Origin of the sequence: Kocuria tytonicola (assembly GCF_003687455.1) — a bacterium.
Classification (GTDB): domain Bacteria; phylum Actinomycetota; class Actinomycetes; order Actinomycetales; family Micrococcaceae; genus Kocuria; species Kocuria tytonicola.
In genome coordinates, this window is sequence record NZ_PHOA01000181.1 from 1 (window position 1) to 1,882 (window position 1,882).

The following is a 1,882-nucleotide window of genomic DNA, read 5'->3' on the forward strand; positions in this document are numbered from 1 at the left end:
GGGCGGCACACATCGGACGGGGGTACGATCTGTGGCCCACCGCGTGCCCGCCCCACCGTGACGCGGGTCTCACCGGAGCCGTCCGCTCATACCGGGGTATGAGACCGGGCCCGGAACCGGGGCTCAGCCGGGCAGCACCACACCGGTCTCGTACGCGATCACCACGGCCTGCACCCGGTCCCGCGCCTGGAGCTTGGACAGGATGTGGGACACGTGCGTCTTGACCGTGGGCTCGGACAGGAACAGCCGCTGCATGATCTCCCCGTTGGAGCACCCCTCGCCGATCAGCTCGAACACCTCGCGCTCACGGGCCGTGAGCGTGCCGAGCCGGGGGTCCTGCCACGGGTCTTGCGCCGGGGCGCCCCCGTCGACGCAGCCCGCGCGGGTCTGCGGGGCACCGGGGCCGGGTGCGTGCGCCGCGCCGAGCCCGCGGGACTCCTCCGGTGGCGTCGTGCCCCCGGGCCCCGTGCGGGAGGTCTCCGCCGCCACGTCCGCGGACGGTCGGTCCGGGGAGTGCCGCCCCGGGGACTCGAAGCCCCCGGACACCAGGTGGGAGAGCAGCCGCCGCGTGGTGGATGGCGCGATCACCGCGTCCCCGCGGGCCACGGTGCGGATCGCGTCCAGCAACTCCTCGGGGCGGGCGTCCTTGAGCAGGAACCCGCTGGCGCCGGCCTGGATGCCCTCCAGGGCGTACTCGTCCAGGTCGAACGTGGTGAGCACGATGATCCTGACCTCCGGGCGCAGCCGCAGGATCTCCCGGGTTGCGGCGATCCCGTCCATCCGGGGCATGCGCACGTCCATGAGGATCACGTCCGGGCACTGCTCCGGCGCCGCGGTGCGCACAGCCTCCACGGCGGCCGCGCCGTCGTCCAGGTCCCCCACCACGGTGAGGTCCGGTTGCGAGTCCACGAGCATGCGGAAGCCTCCGCGCACGAGCGGCTGGTCGTCCACGATGAGCACGCGCACGGGTGCTGCGCCCAGGGTCTCTGCCATCATGTTTCCTCCCCCGGCAGGGTAGCGCGGACCACGAACACGTCCGCGCGCCCGGGGTGCGGGCCCGCGCTCAGGGTGCCTCCGTAGAGGCCCACGCGTTCACGCAGCCCCTGCAGCCCGAAGCCGCCGCCGGGCGCGCGGGTGACGGCCCCGGCGCCGTCGTTGGTGATCTCCACCGCGGACCCGGCGTCCCCGTGCTCCAGAACGATCCGCACCCTCGTGGCCTGCCACGCGTGCTTGAGGGCGTTGGTCAGGGCCTCCTGGACCACGCGGTACAGGGTCAGCTGCGCGCCCGGGGACAGGTGCGCCTCACCGCTGACCAGGTACTCCACGGGCAGCCCGGCCGTGCGCACGGAGGCCACCAGGTGTTCAATCTGCTCGAGCTGCGGCACGGGTGCCGTGCCCGTCCCGTCCTCGGTGCGCAGCACGCCCAGCAGCTTGCGCATCTCCGCGAGGGAACCGCGCGCGGTCTCCGCGATGGTCCCCAGGGTCTCCACGGCCACCTCGGGGGTCGACGACGCCGCGTAGCGCGCCCCGTCCGCCTGCGCGATCACCACGGACAGCGAGTGCGCCACCACGTCGTGCATTTCCCGCGCGATCCGCGCCCGCTCGTCCTGCGCGGCCAGGCGCACCTCCTGCTCGCGCTCCACCTCCAGGCGCCGCGCGCGGTCCTCGAGCTGCTCCCGGCGACGACGACGCCCCCGCGCCAGGTCCCCCGCGAGGAACGCGACCGTGACGATGGCCGCCGTGACCACCGTGAACATGGTTCCCACGAGCACCCACTCCAGCGTGGAGTGGTGGTCGAACATGAACAGGAACCAGTGGTTGCTGCGCACCCCCAGAACCACGCTGCCGAGCAGGGCCGCCGCATACACGCGCCGCCCGGCGG

Annotated in this window: 2 protein-coding genes; both read right to left on the reverse strand. The window is 73.8% G+C overall.

The genetic code is table 11. From position 1 onward, the window contains the following. Positions 1–123: 123 nt before the first annotated feature. Positions 124–993, reverse strand: coding sequence for a response regulator transcription factor (locus CWC38_RS11665; protein ID WP_121846872.1), 870 nt, complete (start codon positions 991–993; stop codon positions 124–126). Next, on the reverse strand, positions 993–1,882 hold an 890-nt coding region (locus tag CWC38_RS11670), incomplete at its 5' end, for a sensor histidine kinase (protein ID WP_133306265.1). The genes CWC38_RS11665 and CWC38_RS11670, both read right to left, overlap by 1 nt.